The 19,083-nt window shown below is 34.1% G+C and carries 17 protein-coding genes; 9 read left to right on the forward strand and 8 right to left on the reverse strand.

Going from position 1 to position 19,083, the window contains the following annotated elements; genetic code table 11:
* Positions 1-2 precede the first annotated feature (2 nt).
* The 5 genes from secA to BUB82_RS10075 form a co-directional block, all read right to left on the reverse strand.
* Positions 3-3,368 (reverse strand): preprotein translocase subunit SecA, encoded by a 3,366-nt coding sequence (secA, locus tag BUB82_RS10060; RefSeq protein ID WP_073193495.1) that lies wholly within the window; start codon positions 3,366-3,368, stop codon positions 3-5.
* An 87-nt stretch (positions 3,369-3,455) separates the two neighbouring features.
* On the reverse strand, positions 3,456-3,677 hold the full coding sequence (locus tag BUB82_RS10065) for a DUF2795 domain-containing protein (RefSeq protein ID WP_073193496.1): 222 nt from the start codon (positions 3,675-3,677) through the stop codon (positions 3,456-3,458).
* A 100-nt stretch (positions 3,678-3,777) separates the two neighbouring features.
* Positions 3,778-4,341, reverse strand: coding sequence for a cob(I)yrinic acid a,c-diamide adenosyltransferase (locus BUB82_RS10070; RefSeq protein WP_073193497.1), 564 nt, complete (start codon positions 4,339-4,341; stop codon positions 3,778-3,780).
* Positions 4,342-4,344: 3 nt separating this feature from the next.
* Positions 4,345-4,518 (reverse strand): hypothetical protein, encoded by a 174-nt coding sequence (locus BUB82_RS11785; RefSeq protein WP_159432035.1) that lies wholly within the window; start codon positions 4,516-4,518, stop codon positions 4,345-4,347.
* 35 nt (positions 4,519-4,553) lie between these two features.
* Complete coding sequence (locus tag BUB82_RS10075; RefSeq protein ID WP_073193498.1) at positions 4,554-5,330, reverse strand: O-methyltransferase; 777 nt, start codon at positions 5,328-5,330, stop codon at positions 4,554-4,556.
* Positions 5,331-5,433: 103 nt separating this feature from the next.
* On the opposite strand from BUB82_RS10075, the gene BUB82_RS11845 reads away from it, so the two are divergent.
* Positions 5,434-5,607 carry a hypothetical protein gene (locus BUB82_RS11845; protein WP_200796298.1) on the forward strand — a complete coding sequence of 58 codons (174 nt, stop codon included), beginning with the start codon at positions 5,434-5,436 and terminating at the stop codon, positions 5,605-5,607.
* 88 nt (positions 5,608-5,695) lie between these two features.
* Here BUB82_RS11845 and BUB82_RS10080 read toward each other — a convergent pair whose 3' ends face one another.
* Both BUB82_RS10080 and BUB82_RS10085 read right to left on the reverse strand, forming a co-directional pair.
* On the reverse strand, positions 5,696-7,576 hold the full coding sequence (locus BUB82_RS10080) for an ABC-F family ATP-binding cassette domain-containing protein (RefSeq protein WP_073193499.1): 1,881 nt from the start codon (positions 7,574-7,576) through the stop codon (positions 5,696-5,698).
* Positions 7,577-7,766: 190 nt separating this feature from the next.
* A complete protein-coding gene (locus BUB82_RS10085; protein ID WP_073193500.1) occupies positions 7,767-10,211 on the reverse strand; it encodes a DUF5916 domain-containing protein in 2,445 nt (814 codons plus the stop codon).
* A gap of 108 nt (positions 10,212-10,319) precedes the next feature.
* Between BUB82_RS10085 and BUB82_RS10090 the strand changes: the two genes are divergently transcribed.
* The 4 genes from BUB82_RS10090 to BUB82_RS10105 are packed head-to-tail and all read left to right on the forward strand — an operon-like array spanning position 10,320 to position 12,797.
* A complete protein-coding gene (locus BUB82_RS10090; RefSeq protein WP_073193501.1) occupies positions 10,320-10,652 on the forward strand; it encodes an ArsR/SmtB family transcription factor in 333 nt (110 codons plus the stop codon).
* A gap of 17 nt (positions 10,653-10,669) precedes the next feature.
* Positions 10,670-11,122, forward strand: coding sequence for a DUF6428 family protein (locus BUB82_RS10095; RefSeq protein ID WP_073193549.1), 453 nt, complete (start codon positions 10,670-10,672; stop codon positions 11,120-11,122).
* 3 nt (positions 11,123-11,125) lie between these two features.
* Entirely contained in the window at positions 11,126-12,136 is a 1,011-nt protein-coding gene (gene arsB, locus BUB82_RS10100) for an ACR3 family arsenite efflux transporter (protein WP_073193502.1), read from the forward strand.
* Between the two features lie 31 nt (positions 12,137-12,167).
* Complete coding sequence (locus BUB82_RS10105; protein WP_073193503.1) at positions 12,168-12,797, forward strand: low molecular weight phosphatase family protein; 630 nt, start codon at positions 12,168-12,170, stop codon at positions 12,795-12,797.
* Here BUB82_RS10105 and BUB82_RS10110 read toward each other — a convergent pair.
* Positions 12,768-13,763, reverse strand: coding sequence for a DUF3667 domain-containing protein (locus BUB82_RS10110; protein WP_073193504.1), 996 nt, complete (start codon positions 13,761-13,763; stop codon positions 12,768-12,770). The genes BUB82_RS10105 and BUB82_RS10110 overlap by 30 nt on opposite strands.
* 144 nt (positions 13,764-13,907) lie before the next feature.
* On the opposite strand from BUB82_RS10110, the gene BUB82_RS10115 reads away from it, so the two are divergent.
* The 4 genes from BUB82_RS10115 to BUB82_RS10130 are packed head-to-tail and all read left to right on the forward strand — an operon-like array spanning position 13,908 to position 19,015.
* Positions 13,908-14,600: a TetR/AcrR family transcriptional regulator gene (locus BUB82_RS10115; RefSeq protein ID WP_073193505.1), complete on the forward strand. Its 693-nt coding sequence runs from the start codon at positions 13,908-13,910 to the stop codon at positions 14,598-14,600.
* Positions 14,587-16,248, forward strand: coding sequence for a peptidase domain-containing ABC transporter (locus tag BUB82_RS10120; RefSeq protein ID WP_073193506.1), 1,662 nt, complete (start codon positions 14,587-14,589; stop codon positions 16,246-16,248). The genes BUB82_RS10115 and BUB82_RS10120 overlap by 14 nt, the downstream gene beginning before the upstream one ends.
* A 2-nt stretch (positions 16,249-16,250) precedes the next feature.
* Positions 16,251-17,618 carry an HlyD family secretion protein gene (locus tag BUB82_RS10125; RefSeq protein ID WP_073193507.1) on the forward strand — a complete coding sequence of 456 codons (1,368 nt, stop codon included), beginning with the start codon at positions 16,251-16,253 and terminating at the stop codon, positions 17,616-17,618.
* Positions 17,618-19,015: a TolC family protein gene (locus BUB82_RS10130; protein ID WP_073193508.1), complete on the forward strand. Its 1,398-nt coding sequence runs from the start codon at positions 17,618-17,620 to the stop codon at positions 19,013-19,015. Before BUB82_RS10125 ends, BUB82_RS10130 begins: the two co-directional genes overlap by 1 nt.
* Positions 19,016-19,083 lie beyond the last annotated feature (68 nt).

Here is a 19,083-nt window from a genome sequence, read left to right on the forward strand (position 1 = left end):
ATTTATGCTTTGCCTTTAAGCACCCATTCACCACGGTCAAGCAGTGGTGCAGCTTGTTTAAACTTTACTGTTTTTTCTTCACCATTAATAACATTTTTAATCACAACACGATCGTTACGGCCAATTTTTGGCTGTTCTCTTACAATGGTTTCTGTTACTTGTTGTTGCTGACTCGCTGATTCGCCTGCTTGACGGTTTTGCATGGCTTGTTCGTCAAGGTTTGGAATACTGTCTTTTTGAGTAGTTAGATTAGTCTCTTGTCGGCGTGTTTGCTTAGCTTCTTGAATATTGCTCGCATCGTTTTGAGGAATTTCACCTTTGAATAAGAAACTAATAACATCTTTATTAACCTCTTCGAGCATAACTTTGAATAATTCAAACGCTTCAAATTTGTAAATTAGAAGTGGGTCTTTTTGTTCATGGACAGCTAATTGAACGCTTTGCTTCAACTCATCCATCTTACGAAGATGGTTTTTCCAAGCTTCATCAATTATAGCTAAGCTGATGTTTTTTTCAAAATCAGTGACCAGTTCTTTTCCTTCAGATTCGTAGGCTTGTTTTAAATTGGTTACTACTTGTAATGTCTTTTGTCCATCGGTAAAAGGCACTGCTATACGTTCAAATTTTTCGCCTTGATTTTCATAGACTTGCTTAATAACAGGGAAAGCTTCTTCTGCATTTCGCTGCATTTTTTCTTGGTAATTTTTATAAGCCGCTTTGTAAATTAAACCTGTTAATTTTTGATCGGCCATTTTCTCAAATTCTTTTTCAGAAACTGGAGAGTTCATTGAGAAGAATCTGATGAGTTCAAACTCGAAATTACTAAAATCGTTGGCAGCTTTGTTGAAGTTGACAATTACTTCAGCTGTATCGAAGATTGTGTTAGCGATGTCGATACGCAAACGATTACCAAATAAGGCATTGTAACGACGTTTGTAAATCACTTCACGCTGGGCGTTCATGACATCGTCGTATTCTAGTAAACGTTTTCTGATACCAAAGTTATTTTCTTCAACTTTTTTCTGGGCACGTTCAATAGATTTAGAAATCATGGAATGTTGAATTACTTCACCTTCTTCAAGTCCCATGCGGTCCATGAGTTTTGCAATTCGTTCACTTCCAAATTTTCGCATTAAGCTATCCTCAAGTGAAACGTAAAATTGAGAACTTCCAGGATCACCTTGACGTCCAGCACGACCACGTAATTGCCTATCGACACGTCTTGAATCGTGACGTTCGGTGCCTATGATTGCTAAACCGCCAGCTTGTTTAACTTCTTTAGAGAGTTTAATATCGGTACCACGACCAGCCATATTAGTGGCAATGGTAACAATACCACTTTTACCAGCTTCAGCGACAACATCGGCTTCTTTTTTGTGAAGTTTAGCGTTTAAGACGTTGTGTTTAACGTTTCTGATTTTAAGCATACGACTTAAAAGTTCAGATATTTCAACTGAAGTTGTTCCGATTAATATTGGTCGGCCAGCTTCAGAAAGTTTAACGACTTCTTCAGCAATGGCGTTGTATTTTTCGCGAACAGTTTTATAAACTTTATCTTGCTTATCATCTCGCGCAATTGGTTTGTTGGTTGGTATTTCAACCACATCAAGTTCATAAATCTCCCAAAATTCACCAGCTTCAGTTACCGCTGTACCAGTCATCCCTGATAACTTATTGTACATACGGAAGTAATTTTGGAGGGTTACGGTAGCAAAGGTTTGGGTGGCATCTTCAATTTTGACGTTTTCTTTAGCTTCTATGGCTTGGTGTAAACCGTCTGAATAACGTCGGCCATCCATAATACGTCCTGTTTGCTCATCAACAATTTTAACTTTATTGTCAATGACCACATATTCAGTATCTTTTTCGAATAAAGTGTAGGCTTTAAGCAGTTGGTTTAAGGTGTGAATACGCTCACTTTTAATACTGAAGTTTCTGTAAAGTTCTTCTTTCTTTTCGGCTTCTTCTTCTTTTGAAAGATTTTGCTTTTCAATTTCGGCGATTTCCATACCAATTTCTGGCATGACAAAAAAGTCATCATCTTCAGAATTTGATAAAAATTCGATTCCTTTATCGGTTAAATCAATTTGATTGCTTTTTTCTTCAATCGTAAAATATAAGTCGGCATCTACTTTATGCATTTCACGATTATTATCTTGCATGTAGTAGTTTTCAGTTTTTTGAAGCAACTGTTTAACGCCTTCTTCACTTAAGAATTTAATTAGGGCTTTGTTTTTTGGTAAACCTCTAAATACACGTAGAAGTAAAAAGCCACCTTCTTTTTTATCGCCAGCTTTAATTAGCTTTTTGGCTTCAGCTAAGACGCCAATTAAGTGTTTACGTTGGGCTTCAACAATTTTGGCAATTTGAGGTTTAAGATTGTCAAATTCATGAACATCACCTTTTGGCACAGGTCCTGAAATAATCAATGGCGTTCTAGCTTCATCAATTAAAACGGAGTCAACTTCATCAACAATGGCAAAATTATGTTTACGTTGAACGAGGTCTTTTGGTGAGTGACTCATGTTATCTCGAAGGTAATCGAAGCCAAATTCATTATTAGTTCCGTAAGTAATATCGGCATTATAGGCTTGGCGGCGTTCTTCAGAATTTGGTTTGTAATAATCTACACAAGCCACGCTTAAGCCATGAAATTCAAATATTGGAGCCATCCAAGCGCTGTCACGCTTGGCAAGGTAGTCGTTTACAGTGACTAAGTGCACGCCGTTTCCTGTAAGTGCATTTAAATATACTGGTAAAGTGGCAACAAGTGTTTTTCCTTCACCAGTTTGCATTTCGGCAATTTTACCTTGGTGCATTGCGATACCGCCAATTAATTGAACATCGTAATGTACCATATCCCAGGTGACAGGTTTTCCTGCGGCATCCCAAGAGTTTTGCCAAATGGCATAATCGCCATCTAAGGATATGTAATCTTTTTGTGCTGAAAGCGCGCGGTCAAACTCAGATGCGGTAACTTTTAATTCGGTGTTATTTAAAAAGCGTTTGGCGGTTTCTTTTACGGTTGCAAAGGCTTCAGGTAAAATTTCGTTAAGAACTTCTTCAGAGATTTTGTAGGCTTCATCATCAAGATTGTCTATTTGGGTAAATAAGCTTTCTTTTTCATCAATATCTTCTTCTGCTTCTGCCTTTTGGCGAAGTTCATCTTGTTGCGTCCTTACTTCTTTAGTGGCTTCTTGAAGTTTAGCTTTAAACTTGGTGGTATTAGCTCTAAGTTCGTCTAGACTTAATTGTTCAAATTGATTTTCGAAGGATTTTATTTTGTCGACTAGTGGTGTAATTTGTTTCAAGTCTTTTTTAGTCTTGTCACCCACAAATACTTTAAGTACAGCGTCTAATATGCTCATAATGCCATTAATAAATTATAATTCAAAGGTAGTGAAAAAAAAAAGTCTCTGAGCGAGACTTTTTAAGCTTTTATAAGTTGAAAATGTTTAATATTCATCTTCATTCCAGAGGTAGTCTTCGTCAGTGGGATAATCTGGCCAAATTTCTTCAATAGAGTCGTAAGTATCTCCTTCGTCTTCAATAGATTGTAGGTTTTCTACAACCTCTAAAGGCGCACCAGTTCTAATGGCATAATCAATCAGCTCATCTTTGGTGGCTGGCCAAGGAGCGTCACTTAAATACGATGCTAATTCTAATGTCCAATACATTTTTATAATGTGTTTAATATTTTTGCAAATGTAATTTTTTTGCCGAAATAGTCAAGTTTTTTATGATTTATTTCAGCTTTGAAAATCAAATTGTTAGCACTTATTTTTGTTTTTCAGGAATCCATTTCACTTCATTAGCGTCAAGTTCTTTAGCTGTGGCTCTAGAGACTACAAATAAATAATCAGATAAGCGATTTAAGTATTGTAAAACTTCAGTATCAAAATTTTCGAGTTCAAAAAGCGCTGTGGCGTTTCGTTCGGCGCGGCGGCAAACGCATCTACAAATGTGTGCTTGAGAGACTGTTTTATGCCCGCCAGGAAGCACAAAATGCGTCATTTCAGGCAAGTTTTTGTTCATCTCATCAATACGATGTTCAAGATAATTAATGTCGTCTTGCGTAATTCGTTGAATATTAAGGCGTTTTTGTTTAGCTTCTTCAGCTTCGGTGGCTAGAATGGCGCCAACTGTAAATAATTGATGTTGAATTTGATTGATATCATCTTCAATTTGAGTGCTAACCTCATGGTCTTTTAGCATGCCTAAATGTGCATTTAATTCGTCTACCGTTCCATAGCTTTCAATTCGGATATGGTGTTTAGGGACGCGCGAACCACCAAAAAGTGAGGTTGTGCCTTTGTCTCCTGTTTTAGTATATATTTTCATAGCTTATAACTTTTTGTTTTTGCGTCTTTCGGAAACACTTTTACCAAAGGCTTTGTCCTTTCGGCTTTGGCGTTTTTGTTGGTTGCGTTTATGATTTAACATAACCAAAATAAATAAAACCGCTAAACCTATGATGACCGCTACCATTTGCATTTCTGGTGAAAGTTCGCTAAACATAAATTTGAATTTTCGGTCTAAAATAGCAAAATTAATTAGATTCTAATTCTAAAATGCTCTTTTGCTTGTTCGGGTCTTTTAAAGCAAATTCCCCAGTAAAAAGTATCTATACTAACATGAATTTCAGGCGAATTAGAAATGTCTTGCCAAGCTTTTGTCATTTCTTTAGACCAATGAATATCATCAAAAATAAAGATGGTTTGGTCATGTGCATGCGGCTTTAATTGATTGAAATAATGCCAAGTTGCCTCATAATTATGATGACCATCAATGTAAATTAAATCATAGGTTTTAGTTGGTGCAAGACTTTTGATCAATTGGTTGAAGTTACTCTTGTGCGTTGAAATTTGTGATGTACAGTTGAAGTTTTTGAACAAGATTTCAGCACGTTTTAGGGTATTTGGGCAGGCTTCTACTGTATCAAGCTTTACATGGTTATTTAGCGTCATGGCTAAACTTCCTAAACCTAAAGAGGTGCCGAGCTCTAATGCATTTTCAATTTTTAAATAACTACAAATGCGATTGAGCAATTGGGCTCTTTTTTGAGTAATGCCAACATTTTTAGCAATTTGGTTAACTGCTCTTTGGTTGGTTTTGAAAACACGAGAGCCAGCGCCAAAGTCTTCAACAGAAATTAAAGTTTTATCGTTTAAAAGTTCAAGTTTTGCAAGCTTCCATGTTTTATAGGCTTTTCGAGGCGATTTATCGTAAAAGCATTGTGTAACTAATTTGTAAACGAAAGGTGAGTGCACGCCATGCTGATTTTTAGAGTTCAGCAAAAAATTGAGATATGAATAAATTTGATGTTTCATCACATGGCTAAATTAAACTTTTAATTAAAATAACTCAAAACTGATTTTAATCATGTTTTAAGTATTGTTGAGCTGTTATTTTTGCTGTACAAAACATAAAGCTATGTATTCACTTTTATCAACTCTTTTAGTTAATTGGTCTAATGGTGCATTTATTATGACCGTAATTTTTGGACTTGTTATTTTAGGTTTAATAGGTGCTGTAATTATTTTTATCAATAACAGCATTAAAAAAGATCAACGTAAGAAAAAAGAGCTTGAAGAACAACAAAATTAGCCAAACGCATTAATGTTTAATCAACATTAATATTTCATAGTAATAGGATTTTTTTAGGCACCAGTTTTCTGGTGCCTTTTTAGTTAATTTAGGCATCAATCTTCATAGAAATCTCAAACCATTTTTCGGTTTTTTGGTCAATTTTATCGCTGATGTCTTGAAGTTTGATTGAGTTTTCTTTAATTTCTTCTGGACTTAAGTCGTTTAGGAATTTTGCTTCCAGTTGCTCTTTTTCGCGTTCAAGCTTTTTGATGTCACTTTCCAGCCGCTTATATTCTTTTTGCTCTTGATAACTTAGTTTAGATGTTGTTGATGCTTTTAGAGTAACTTCAGCAGGAGTTGAAGTTTTTTCATTAGATTGTGCATATTTTTCGTTTTGTTCTAATTGTTTGATGGCGCGATAATCAGAATAATTTCCGGGGAAGTCCGTGATTTTTTTATCACCAAATACAAATAAGTGATCCACAATTTTATCCATAAAATACCGATCGTGAGAAACCACAATTAAGCAACCTGGATAGTCGAGTAAAAACTGTTCTAATACATTTAAGGTAATAATGTCAAGATCGTTAGTAGGTTCGTCAAGAATTAAAAAGTTAGGATTTTGAATTAAAACGGTACATAAATAAAGTCGTTTTTTTTCGCCACCACTTAACTTTTCTACAAAATCGTATTGCTTTTTTCGGTCGAATAAAAACTGTTCGAGCAATTGTTGAGCTGAAATTTTTCGGCCCTTTTTTAGTGGAATATAATCGCCATATTCCCGTATTACATCAATTACTTTTTGTTGCGGTTTTGGCTTGATGCCGCTTTGGGTGTAATAGCCAATTTTAATGGTTTCACCGATGACCACTTTTCCTGAATCTGGATTATTTTTTCCGGTAAGGATGTTTAGAAAAGTTGATTTTCCTGTACCGTTTTTACCTATAATGCCAATGCGTTCGCCACGTTTAAATACATAGTCAAAATTTTGGAACAAGACTTTGTCGTCATAGGCTTTAGAAATTTTATGTAATTCAATGACCTTAGAACCTAAACGTTCCATGTTAATTTCAAGATTAACTTTGTGGTCTTTACGGCAATTAGTCGCTCTATCTTTAATATCTTGAAAATTTTCGATACGTGACTTAGATTTGGTTGTTCTCGCTTTAGGTTGCCGACGCATCCATTCAAGTTCTGATTTGTATAGCTGTTTAGCTTTAGCAAGATTAGTGGCTTCTGTTTCCATACGGTTGGCGCGATGCTCTACATAATAGGCATAATTGCCTTTATATGGGTAAAGTTGCTGTTGGTCAAGCTCAATAATATGGTTGCAAACACGATCTAAAAAATAGCGATCGTGTGTTACCATAAACAAGGTAAGCGAACTTGATTTGAGGTAATCTTCAAGCCATTCGATCATTTCTAAATCTAAATGGTTAGTCGGTTCATCAAGAATTAATAAGTCAGGTTGATTTAAGATTAAATTGGCCAATGCTAAGCGTTTACGTTGGCCACCAGATAAATCACTTATTTTTTGGTCTAAGTTGTCTAATTTTAATTTACTTAAAATTTGTTTATAATCTGTTTCAAAATCCCAAGCTTGTAAGGCTTCCATTTTATCGAAGGTTTTCTGCATTGCTTCAGCATTATCAGGATTTTTTAAAGCTTTGTTGTAAGCATCAATAGCTTTGAGAGTTGGGTTTTCAGCAGCAAATATGCTTTCTTCAACAGTGAGCGATTGATCTAGTTGTGGTTCTTGAGATAAATAACCAAGTTTTAAGTCTTTTCGTTTGACAACTTGGCCGCTGTCAGGTTCATCAAAACCAGCAATAATGTTTAATAATGAAGTTTTCCCAGAGCCATTTTTAGCGATTAAAGCCATTTTTTGACCTTGGTTAATGCCAAAAGATAAGTCGCTAAATAAAACTAAAGTTCCATAAGATTTTGAAATTTGTTCTACCGAAAGTAATGCTGATGGCGTTTCCATGTCAAATTTTTTGCGAATGTAGTGTAAATATCAATTGCTAAAAAATTCGATCTATGAATAAAGTATACCTAAATTTACCAGTTTTTAGCTGCTTTACTCTTCTTTTATTAAAGCAATGATTTGTTTGAAGCGTGAAAAGTTAATCTAAAGTTAGGATAATATTATAAACGATTTTAAACTTCAGTTGAAGTTAAACCGATTTGAACACTCGTCTTGCCAATGAATTAACATCAATAAAATACTGCAATCTTATTGATAAAGTATGTTGCGTATTTTGCTGAAACAATTGATCTAAACTCGTATTAAAGTCAGCTTCAGCCTGATTGGTGTTTCTAAATAATTGGTTGCGATATAAAGCGGTTAAAAAACTACCTGGTGCAAATTGCCAAGAATAACTCAAATCGATATTCCACGTGCTAAAATTAATATCTGGGCTAGAGTCTAAGTCTGTTTTAGGCAGATTGGGGTTTTCGATTAAACGCCCATTTGCTTGTAGATTATACATATTAATATCGTATAAAACGGTGTCCCAATAGTGTCTAAATTGAAGTTTTAAGGCGTTAAACGGATTAAAGGTGTAGTTTGCATTGATGCTATTTTCAATGATTTTTCGATCACGTTCACCAAAAATGGGTTGGTTATTAAAAAATGTTGCAAATCCACGATCGTTAATCGTTTCATTAATGGTAAATTCATAAGTCATAAAAAATGCATCATTAAATCGAAACCGCGGCTCTACGTTGATGCGGTATGATGTTGTGTTTCGGTTTTCTTCAAAAAAAGTTCCTGCATTTAAACGGAGATCTAATGCAAATGCACGGTTGTAATTACTTGAAATAAATCCGCCAACATCAATAACATTTTCGTAGATAAAATAACGGCCATCAACACGTGGTTCAAAATAATCATATTGTTTTCCAGGCTCTAAGCTGAAATTAAATCCGAATGAATCTAGCTTTAAAGTGTTTGCAAAAAAATTACCATTAACCTTTAAACCTGTAAATGTATTTGGGTTAGCCAAGCGTTCATAATTAACATCTAAACTGTATTGATAATTTTGAAAATACTGTGTTGGTTCAAACTCACGATAAGAAACTTCAGCATAGCTGTTATTGTAGTTATTTCTTAACAATAAACCTAAATCATTAATATCGAATTTTTTATCAGCATAATCTTGACCTAATGCAAATCTAAAATTACCACCAACCTTAGCGACTTCAGCTGTGGCACTGTAGCCACTTTTAGGTTGATTGGTATCACTTAATTGACTCGTTTTTGCTTCAGCTGAAATTGCATAGGTATTCGATTTATTAATTAAATTCAATAAGGCACCGGTCACATTAGCATCTCTAAAATCACCTTGTCTAGAAACATTCGTATTAATTAAACTCACCGATGAGTTTCGGTTAAATTGTTGGTCTAAAACCAAAATATTGTAATTGGTCAATGGCTCTACTAATTCACGCCGGTTTAAACCACTAATGGTATCTCTAATATTGACGTATGTTTTTTCAGTTAAAGCGTTAAAAACACCAATTCCTAGGCCATTTTTTAAACGACCAGATAACTTTGCAGCATTAATTAAGTCTACTTTTGAAGGTCTGCTTTGTAGTTGTTCACTTTCATTTAAATTGACTTGGCCTGTTGGTGCACTACCAATCCGACGTGAAAAAAACAGGTTACCTTTGGTAAACAAATCAATGCCTTCCATAAAAAATTGGCGTTGTTCTGCAAAGGTTTGTTCAAAAGGCCCTAAGTTAAGCACAACATCATCAAAACGTGCTTGGCTAAAATCTGGAATTAAAGTCGCATCAAGCGTAATATTATCGGTTATACCGTATTTAATATCCATCCCAAATTTTAAATCTGTTGAGGTTGTGTTGGTATTTTGGTTGACTAAGCCAGTTGTAAATGGATATAAATTAAGGCGTAAAGGCGGTTTAAGGTTTTTAATTCCTGTTAATTCGCCATGATAAATTCCTTCGTAAGCTTTGGTGGGATCAATGGCATTCCAGGCGTATTCAGAGCGTTTGCGTCTAAAAAATCGTTTAAATTGTACGCCCCAAGTTTGAATGTCATCTTTTGGAAAACGTAAACTGCGGTAAGGAATTAGCAGTTCAAGCTGCCAACCAAAATCAGTTAATTGTACAGCGCTTTCCCAAACCGCATTCCATCCGAAATCTTGCCCTAAACTTGGACTCGATAAAGCATCGGCTTGAACACCAGAACTAAATACAATAAATTGGGTATCGTTTTGGGCGTCGTTATTAGGGTTTAAAACAAGCGTAAAATAGTCGGTTTGGCCAAATTCATCACGTTTGGTGAGCTGATTCATCATTAAACTTGGCTCGTCATAGAGTTTAGCCGCAAGGTAAATGCCTTTTTTATTATAAAATAATTTGACTTCAGTTTTGATTTTATCATCAGCTTGAAGCCCTATGTTAGGGGTAAATTGAGTGAAATTGGTAGCCTTTGGTAAATTTTGCCAAATGCTATCACTCAAATTCCCATCGATGATGGCAGAAGCTTCGGTTGAAGTGATTTTATACTGCTTTTTTGTTTGTGATAAAACGCTAAAATTCAGTATTAAACTTAAAACAAATAGAAGTTGAAATTGCTTAAATGTAAAGTTCATTTGCTGAGTTTAAAATCATCTATATTTTGACCACAAGTTTAATTAAAAGTTGAAAAAACTTGGCTGAAATATTTTATAATCGTAATATTGCAATATATAATTTTAACGATGGGAATTACGAAATCAAATTTATTTACAGAAGACCAAAACCAATTAGCTAAAGTAGCCAAAGTTTTAGGACATCCAGCGCGAATAGCCATTTTAGATGTTTTATTAACAGCCGAAACTTGTATTTGTGGCGACTTGGTTGAAGAACTGGGTTTAGCACAAGCAACGATTAGTCAACACTTACGAGAATTAAAGTCGGTTGGTATTATTCAAGGAAATATTGAAGGTAAATCGGTTTGTTATTGTATTAATCCTGAACAATGGCAGTATATAAGCCATCAATTTACAAAGATGTTTCAACGTTTCCCATCATCACATTCAGATTGTTGTTAATTAAAAATAAAATTAAAATGACCTTACAAGAAGTTAAATCACATTTAGAAAACTTAGAAAGTTTAAAATTTCAACTGCCAGATGGCAGTATTGTTCCAGAGCATTTTCATGTGACTGAAGTTGGTGAAGTGACCAAACACTTTATTGATTGTGGCGGCACTATTCGTCATGAAAAAGTAGCGAATTTTCAGCTTTGGACGGCAGATGATGTTGATCACCGTTTACAGCCTCAAAAATTGAAAAATATTATTTCTTTATCAGAACGTCAACTTCAGCTGAATCCCAATTTAAACGTAGAAGTCGAATACCAAGGCAGCACAATAGGAAAATATCATTTAGAATTTAACGATGGTAAGTTCCAATTAGTTTCAACGCTAACAGATTGTTTAGCAAAAGACAAGTGTGGAATTCCTGAACCTCAGGAACAAGAAAAAGCTACAGCTTGTGATCCTAATTCTGGTTGCTGTTAAATTATGGGTTTTTTTGAGCGTTACCTTAGTATTTGGGTGGTCTTATGTATTGTAGCCGGTATAGGTTTAGGTTATGTCGCTGGTGACAGCATTTCCGTTATCAGCGACTTAACTTATGCTAATGTTAATTTGCCTGTCGCTATTTTAGTGTGGTTAATGATTTACCCAATGATGATGCAAATCGATTTTTCTTCCTTAAAAAATATACATCAACATCGTAAAGGTTTAGGCCTAACTTTAGTGGTTAATTGGCTTATCAAACCCTTTTCAATGGCCTTTTTTGCGTGGTTATTTTTAGATCAAATTTTTCATGCTTATTTAACACCAGATCAAGCTAGCCAATATATTGCAGGCGCTATAATTTTAGGTGCTGCGCCTTGCACGGCAATGGTTTTTGTGTGGTCTTATTTAACTAAAGGTGATGCTAATTATACCTTAGTTCAAGTTTCGATTAACGATTTAATTTTGCTAGTCGCTTTTATACCAATTGTCAAGTTTTTATTAGGTGTCACTAATATTGAAATTCCCTATGAAACATTACTAACGTCAGTGCTGATTTTTGTAGTGATACCACTTTTAGCAGGCTATTTATCCAATAAATTTTTAATTAAAAAATATGGTAAAGACTGGTTTGCTCATCGGTTTTTACCTGTTTTAAAACCACTTTCTATCTTGGCCTTGCTTACAACATTAGTTTTATTATTTGCTTTTCAAGGCCAAACCATTGTCGAAAAACCTTTTGATATTTTGTTAATCGCCGTGCCCTTAACCATTCAAACTTATGTAATTTTCTTTTTAAGTTGGTTTGCAGGTCGGTTTTTAAAACTAAAACATCGTATTTGTGCGCCATCGGCAATGATTGGTGCCAGTAACTTTTTTGAACTAGCTGTGGCGGTAGCTATTGCCTTGTTTGGTCTTAATTCGGGTGCTGCTTTAGCAACCGTTGTAGGTGTTTTAATTGAAGTTCCTGTTATGTTATCGCTTGTGGCCATTGCCAATAAATGGCGGTATTGAATATAAGCTAGGCTGAAAAAACCTATTACTTATGAAACAAATCGGAAATTATGGCGAACATTTTAAAGCTGAAGAATCTAAACTTTCACCTGAGCGAATTGCTTTATTAAAACGTGCGGCATCAGCCATTTCAGTTGAAGTAACCGAACAAAACACACCGGTTAAACTCATGTTTATTTGCACACATAATTCACGCCGGAGCCAGTTAGCGCAAGCTTGGGCGTTTGTTTTTGCAGAACACTATTTCCCAAATGTTTTTGAGGTGTATTCTGGCGGAACTGAAGTGACAGCTTGCCATCTGAATACTCTTAAATCCCTAATAAATCTAGGGTTTGATGTGCAAACCAGAGAAACTTCAACTGGAAACGCTAAACATGGCCTGAAGTTTCATAATCGTTCTTTAAGTTTATATTCAAAACTATATAATTCCGCTGAACATCCATCAAATCATTTTATCGCTTTTATGACTTGTGCTCAGGCATCTGAAAATTGTCCTGTAGTGTTTGGTGCAAAGCATCGATTCAATTTCAATTTTGAAGATCCTAAACGTTTTGATGAAACGCCAAATGCTATAATTGAATACGAGAAAACTGCACTAGAAATCGGACGAGAACTTCATTTTTTATTCAATTTAATAAAACATCAAACTCGCACTAATTAAGCTCACAACAAACAATAGACACGTTATTATGTAGAGAAATGCCAATAAAAAGCATTTAACCAATGTTTTGAAAAAGCCTTGTTTGTAAAAATACATCGAGGCCATAATATGGTAGATTATAAAAAGATAAATTGAAATTGAGTTAAAACTAGCAGAGTCGTTATTTACCATAAAGTTGATGCTAATTTCAAGGAGTAACAAAAGAAAAAACACACTTGTTTCGTGAAAGTTGAAGATGAGATGATCAACGTAAGTGAATTTTCGTCTGGCATATAACAGCCAAGAAAAAAGACTGAATATAGGGATAAAACCAAACAAGAAAAACGGTAGTTTAGGTAGGATGTAGGTTATAAAATCAGTTGGACTTTTTTCAAGCTTAAAGCTTCCATTAATTAATTTGACTTTGAGCTGGTTGGTCATAGAATCTTTAAAGCCAAGCTGAGTTCTGATGCTATCATAATTCGACAAACCGCTGTATTTAATATATTGGCCTGTTTTTTGAAAATCGAATGTTTTAGACTTTTGTCTAGCTAATGCCTTAGCTAAGGAGTCATTTGGTTTTACTAAAAATTCTTTATTGGTTTCATTAACTTGTTGTTGGATTTCATCTACAGGAATTAACCAGGTTAACATCAAAAAGAAAATGATAGCAATGCTTATAAAAAACCGAAATGGGTTAACGTATTTAATGCGTTTGCCATGTGTATATTCTAGTGAAATTTTACCTGGGCGTGTAAAAATAGCGCCGATTGTTTTTCTTAAGCGCGAATCGTATGAGAAAATACCTGCAAAAAACTCTTTTATTAAATCACTAAGACTTAACTTTTTGTTGGAATTGCGTTGACCACAATTTGAGCAGTATTGGTCTGAAACATCAATACTGTGCTGGCAATTTAAGCAAACTTCAGAACGAAACTCACGTTTAAAACGTTTTGGTTTACCAATTATTTTAGGCCATTTTAACATATGGTAAATATAGCAATGAAAATTAATTTGAGTAAATATTAATATGTTTTATGTATATGATATAAAGGATAAATAAACAATTATGATGTTTTTAAGATAATAATAATAGTAATACTATTAAATTTGCAAAGTAATGTTTCATAAATGGAAAGTTTACTTTCAAATATCAGAATTAATATCAGTGAATGCTTATACGTTAAGGATCCTGAAAGTTCAAAATTAGGGCAGCGTATTCTATCAAATAGTATTGTTTTGATAGATCAGCTAGGTTTTGAAGAGTTTAATTTTAAAAAGTTAGGTCAAGAAATACAATCTAACGAAAGTTCAATTTACCGATATTTTGAAAATAAGCAAAAGCTTTTACAATACCTTTCGGCCTTATACTGGGGAATTTTAGAATATCGTTTAGTGGTTGAAACAACTGCCATTCAAAATCCTGAAGAGCGTTTATATAAAGCGGTAGAAATTGTGACCAAAAACCCAGAAAGTATTTCCACACAACCCCATATTAACTTAAATAATTTGCGTAATATTATCATAGCAGAATTTACAAAGTCTTATCATCAAAAACATGTCGATGAAGATAATAGTGAGGGCAATTTTAGTATTTATAAACGTTTAGTATTACGCATAGCTGAAATGATTCAATTAGTCGATTCAGGTTTTAAATTTCCGAAGTCACTAGCTTCAACTATATTAGATGGTTCTTTACATCAATTTTTCATTTCGGCACATTTTAAATCGATTAGTGATACTGCTTCAAACAGCGAAGTTTTCGATTTTTTCAACCAAATGATTTCACGACTTTTAAACCGTATGACCAATGGCTCAAAATAATAACACTCCATGGCAACGCTTGCTTAGCTTAATGCAATTAGAGCGAGAAGATATTTATAAAATTTTGCTATACGCGGCTTTTGCCGGTTTAGTAGGTTTGTCTTTACCGCTTGGTATTCAAGCTATTATTAACTTAATTCAAGGCGGCCAATTTAACGCTTCAATAATGGTGCTCATCGGCTTGGTGCTCATTGGCGTTATTTTTCAAGGCATACTTCGATTTATGCAGTTACGAATTGCTGAAGATTTGCAGCAACGTATTTTTACACGCTCATCTTTTGAGTTTATTTATCGATTTCCAAAAATTAAATCTGAAGCTTTTGAAGGTTATTATCCACCAGAATTAGCTAACCGTTTTTTTGATACAATGATTGTTCAAAAAGGCGTTCCAAAAATGCTCATTGATTTTTCAGCCGCTTTATTACAAATTATTTTCGGACTCATATTACTATCGTTTTACCATCCGTTTTTCATTTTATTTGGCGTTTTATTGGTAATACTGCTATATGTTGTTTTTAAGTTTAGTGTGCCTGAAGGTTTGCAAACAAGTTTAAATGAATCTAAATTTAAATATAAAGTTGCCCATTGGATAGAAGAAGTAGCCCGCAGTTACGAAAGTTTTAAAGTGTCAGATAGCTTTTCATTGTCAAGTAAAAAAAATGACAAATTAGCACTAGATTACTTAAATGCCCGCGAAAGTCACTTTTCAATTTTAAAGTTGCAATTCTTTAAAATGATTGGTTTTAAAGCTTTAGTAACAGGTGCGTTATTAATTATTGGAGGTTTGCTAGTGATTAATCAACAAATGAATATAGGTCAGTTTGTCGCTGCTGAAATTGTTATTTTATTAATGATTACTTCAGTTGAAAAACTAATCTTAGGTTTAGAGAATGTTTATGATGTTTTAACTTCATTAGAAAAAATAGGTCAGATTACTGATTTACCACTTGAAAATCAAGCGGGTTTAACGCCATTTTCAAATTCAACTGATTTTAATTTAGAACTTCAAAACATCAATTTAGTATATGATAAATCTCAGCGTCAAGTTTTATCTAATATTAGTTTTGATTTAGCACCGAAACAGCATACCTATATTTATGGTCCAAGTGGCGCAGGTAAAACTACTTTTTTAAAGTTGTTAGCAGGTTTAATTATGCCAACTAGTGGCCAATTTTACATGAATGATCATAATATTCAAAATATAGATTTCGAGCATTACAGATCTTTTGTAGGTCATGTTCTACCAAATAATTTACCTTTCGAAGGAAGTATAAGAGATAATATTAGCTTCAACAATCCTGATATTACAAATGAAGCACTCAATGAAGTTCTTGAAAAACTATGCTTAAAAAGCTTTGTAAAATCTCAGCCTCAAGGTATAGAAACCATCATTTCAACCGACGGACAGCAATTATCGTATACCATTTCAAAAAAAATAATGCTGGCAAGAGCTGTTATTTCAAAGCCAAAGTTGTTGGTTTTAAAAGACCCACTAAACGAATTTGAGCCTAATGAGACTGAACAAATTTTAAGCTATTTGTTTGAAGAATCTCAACCTTGGACAATCGTGGTTGTAAGTCGTAAAGCCATTTGGAAACAATATTGCAAAAGACAGATTAATTTAATTAACGGAAAACTAGATGCTTAATCATGCTTAATATCTCTAAATCTAAAATTAATAAAGTTGCAGACTTAAACAAGACTAAGTCTATGCAATTTGTCCAGCAACGCTTGCGGTATATTACCTTTAACAAAATCATGACAGCTTTAGGGATTTTGTTTCTTATTGTTATGTTTTTGCCTTGGACGCAAAATGTAAGAGGTAATGGTTCTGTAACAACATTAAGTCCTGCTAATCGTCCACAATCAGTACAGTCCGCTATCGCCGGTCGGGTAGAAAAGTGGTTTATTGAAGAAGGTCAAGAAGTTAAAAAAGGCGATACAATTGTATTTATCTCAGAAGTTAAAAGCGACTATTTTGACCCTTTATTGGTTGAAAGAACTTCTGCGCAATTAAAGTCAAAAAGCTTCTCTCAAACTTCTTACACTTCAAAAGTAAAGGCTTTAGAACAGCAAATTATTGCTCTTAAAGAAGAACGCAAACTCAAACTTGAACAAGCACAAAATAAACTATTACAAGCCAGACTTCAGCAAAAAAGCGATAGCATTGATTTTCAAGCAGCTAAAACACAATTAAGTATAGCCGAAAGACAATTTAGACGAACTGCTCAACTTGAAAGTGAAGGCTTAAAAGCAGTGACTGACGTTGAAACCAAAAAACTGAAATTGCAAGAGAGCCAAGCAAAACTAATTTCACAAGAAAACAAACTATTGTCTAGCAAAAATAAAGTTATTAATGCTAAAATTGAAATTTCATCCATTAAGGCCAATTATCAAGATAAGATTTCAAAAGCCGAAAGTGATAAATTTACAGCACTTTCAGGCCAATTTGATACGGAAGCACAAGTTTCAAAACTTCAAAATCAGTTATCTAATTACGAAATGCGCTCTGGGTTGCGTTATATAACTGCACCTCAAGATGGGTTTATAAATCAGGCTATTCAAAAAGGGATAGGTGAGACCTTCAAAGCTGGTGCCGAAATTGTTAGTATTATGCCTACTGAAATTGATTTTGCAGTAGAAACTTATGTTAGGCCAATTGATTTACCTTTAATTCACCCAGGAGAAGACGTTCGTATTATTTTTGATGGTTGGCCAGCTATTTTTTTCTCAGGATGGCCAAACTTATCTTATGGTACTTATGGCGGTGAAGTTGTTGCTGTTTCACGTACGGTAAGTAAAAATGGTAAATACAGAGTTCTTGTAAAACCAGACCCAGAAGAGCAAGCATGGCCAGACGCTATTAGAGCAGGTTCAGGCGCTAAAACCTTAGCCTTGTTAAAAGATGTTTCAATCTGGTATGAAATATGGCGACAAATTAACGGCTTTCCACCAGACTATTATAGTCCAGCTGATGCAAAACAAAATCAAATGAAAGCCAAAAACTCGAAAAATTAATGCGTCACTTTTGTTTTATTATAGGTTTACTTTTAGGGTTAGTTTCTACAGCTCAAACACAAGAGCAACTTAGCTTAAATGAATATTTAGGCTTTGTAAAACAGTACCATCCAGTAGCCAAATTAGCCGACTTAAATTTAACAGCTGCTCAAGCTAAATTGTTAAAATCTCGCGGTGCATTTGACCCTAAGGTTGAAGTTGATTGGAAAACTAAAAACTTTGATTCTAAAGAGTATTACGATATTTTAAATTCAACCTTTAAAATTCCAACTTGGTTTGGTGTTGAGCTTAAAGCAGGATTTGAACAAAATGAAGGAGAGTTTTTAAACCCTCAAAATAATGTACCTGACGATGGCCTATATGCAGCTGGAGTTAGTGTACCAATTGGTCAAGGCTTGTTTATTAATAAACGTATGGCAGAGTTAAAACAAGCTAAGATTTTACAGAATTTGACTCAAGCTGAAATTGAATTACAAGTTAATCAATTATTATATGATGCTGTAAATACTTATTTCAATTGGTATTTGGCTTATCAAGAGGTCAAAGTCTTTGAAGAGTTTAAAACAAATGCCAAAGTTAGATTTGACGGTATAAAATCGAGAGCTTTAGCTGGTGATATACCAACAATTGATACACTTGAAGCTAAAATCATTGTTCAAAATAGAGACTTGAGCTTAGAGCAAGCCAATTTAGATTATACTAAGGCAAGTCTAGAGCTAGCTAATTTTTTATGGTTTGAAGATAACTTACCCTTAGAATTGGCTCCAAACGTAACACCTGAACAACTTGATAATCTTGCTATAGATGATGTTTTAGGGACAAATTTATTGCAACTTGAAAGTTTTGAGATTGAAAATCACCCTAAGTTACAAGCACTTAATCTTAAAATTGACCAACTTGAAGTCAATAAGCGCTTAAAGGCTGAAATGTTAAAGCCTCAACTTGATTTAAATTATAATTTTATTACTCAACCAGTAAACGAGTTACAGGGTTTTAATACCAATGATTATAAAGCGGGAATTTACTTCAAATTACCTTTATTTTTAAGAAAAGAACGCGGCGATTTAAAATTAGCTAAAGTTAAACTTAATCAAGCCGAATTAGATTTAAATTATCAGCGTTTACAACTTCGCAATAAAATTAATGCAACTCAACAAGCAATTAACTCTTACAATAAGCAATTAGAAACCTACCAAACTATCGTGTCTAACTATGGTCAACTATTAAGCGCCGAAGAGCGAAAATTTAGTTTTGGAGAAAGCTCTGTTTTTTTAATCAACTCTCGTGAAAATAAACTAATTGATGCTCAGCTCAAACAAATTTCAGCAGTTGGCAAGTTACTAAAAACTAAATCTAAACTTTTTAATGTGCTTGTTAATGAAATTAATCTGGATTAGATAAATTCTATTTAGTGCGGAAACTTCAACGGGAAACTAATTTAAGCACGATAGATTATATTCTACTT

The sequence above is a fragment of the Psychroflexus salarius genome (genome assembly GCF_900129035.1).
GTDB classification, from domain to species: domain Bacteria; phylum Bacteroidota; class Bacteroidia; order Flavobacteriales; family Flavobacteriaceae; genus Psychroflexus; species Psychroflexus salarius.